Source organism: Seohaeicola sp. 4SK31 (assembly GCF_028802875.1).
GTDB lineage: Bacteria > Pseudomonadota > Alphaproteobacteria > Rhodobacterales > Rhodobacteraceae > Seohaeicola.
Genome location: NZ_JARAMP010000079.1, coordinates 1 through 1,625 on the forward strand (window position 1 = coordinate 1; position 1,625 = coordinate 1,625).

Genomic DNA, 1,625 nt, shown 5'->3' on the forward strand with positions numbered 1-1,625 from the left:
GCGATGCGCAGATTGTGCTCAAGACGTCCGAGCGTACTGCTCGCAACACGCTGAGTAAACTGACCGCCGCCGGATACATGACGTCCGCCTCGCCGAAGACGCCGGTTCGGTTGGCGTTTCCGTATGATTATCGAGAGCGGCTCTTTCCAAACCTCTTTGGAGACGGTGACCTCCCACAATAACTTTAGGCATTTAGGGCGCGCTTTCCGCTGCGCTTCAGGCTGTCTCCATCGGCGACGGCATGTCAGACGGCACTGCGATGGGGCCGCTGATCGACATCCAGTCGCGCGACCGGGTCATGAGTGATTGCGGAACGGTATATGATACCGCCGACGAGGTCGTGCTGCGCGGCGGCCCGCTCGACGGTCAGAAGGGCAGCGCGTTCATGTCGCCGGCGCTGGTCGTGCATAGCGATCCGAACGCCAGCTTCGTACAGGACGAAATTTTCGACCCGCTTGTGGTGCTTGAGACGTTCCGAGACGAGGCGGATGCGGTGGCAAAGGCAAACAACACCGTCTATGGCTTGTCCGCATCAATCTGGACCCATCGCGGCGATGCGTCATGGCGGCTGGCGCGTGCCCTGCGCAATGGCACCGTCTGGATCAACGACCACAACAGGCTTTTCGCCGAAGCCGAGACCGGCGGCTATCGCCGTTCGGGCCTGGGCAGATTGCACGGTTTCGACGGTCTGCTCGATTTCTGCGAGCTCAAGCACGTTTACCAGAACGTCGGTGTCGTCGGTCACTGAGCGAACCGACCGGCACATTCAAGCTTTGATTCGCAGGTGTTTTGGCGCATATTATGTGGCTAGAACGTAAAGCGAGAAAGCAAGGAGCGCGTTACCGCCGCCTGATGTCCAACGCCCTGAGGATCAGAACCGGAAAATTCGGCCGTGTCGCGCTGCTCGACATGGATCGTCCGCTTGTGCGTCACGCCCACCCGCATTGCCATGTCCTGCTCAAGGTCGAGGGTGCCGATACGAGTTTTCTCGTCGGTGACGAGGTTGTGCCGCTGACCCACGAAAGCGCGGTTCTGATCAACGCATGGACGCCGCATGCCTATGTGCATCGGCTCAATGCCCCGCGCACGATCATCCTTGCCCTCTATATCGAGCCTTCTTGGCTGGCTGAGTTTCGTTCCAACTGGGAAGCCAGCGCCGGGTCCGGGTTCTTTGACAGAACCGTCGATGCGATCACGCCGCAGATCCGCAAGCAGGCCATGACACTTGCCGCGAGCATGGTACATGCCCCGACCGCCATCGCCGATCATGAGACGCAGCTGGGCGAATTGATGGTGTCGGTGATCGAACGGTTTACCGAATGGCGGTCAGTCGGGCCAAGCCTGCGCGACGCGGCGCAAAGCCAGGCCATCGACTGGCGCGTGTCCAAGGCGATCAGCAAGCTGCACAAGGTTGCCGGAGAGGTGTCGGACATCGACAGCCTCGCGCAGACCGTTGGCATGAGCCGCGCGAATTTCTTCCGGGTTTTCGAACGCTCGACCGGTGTGAACTTGATCGCTACTTGGCGGTCTTTTTTGAGCGTTAATTGGCGTTTCCGATGACGAGGGTCTGAGCGGCGGCCTCTACCACATCTTCGGTGATTGCGGCCATTTCGTTGATGCGGGCG

Annotated in this window: 1 protein-coding gene and 2 pseudogenes; all 3 read left to right on the forward strand. The window is 60.1% G+C overall.

The features are described from left to right. Window positions 1–182, forward strand: a pseudogene (locus PVW27_RS21445) (Fic family protein); the annotation flags it as partial. Between the two features lie 32 nt (window positions 183–214). Continuing rightward, window positions 215–748 (forward strand): annotated as a pseudogene (locus tag PVW27_RS21450) (aldehyde dehydrogenase family protein); the annotation flags it as partial. 104 nt (window positions 749–852) lie between these two features. Beyond that, a complete protein-coding gene (locus PVW27_RS21455; RefSeq protein WP_274561238.1) occupies window positions 853–1,560 on the forward strand; it encodes an AraC family ligand binding domain-containing protein in 708 nt (235 codons plus the stop codon). Window positions 1,561–1,625 lie beyond the last annotated feature (65 nt).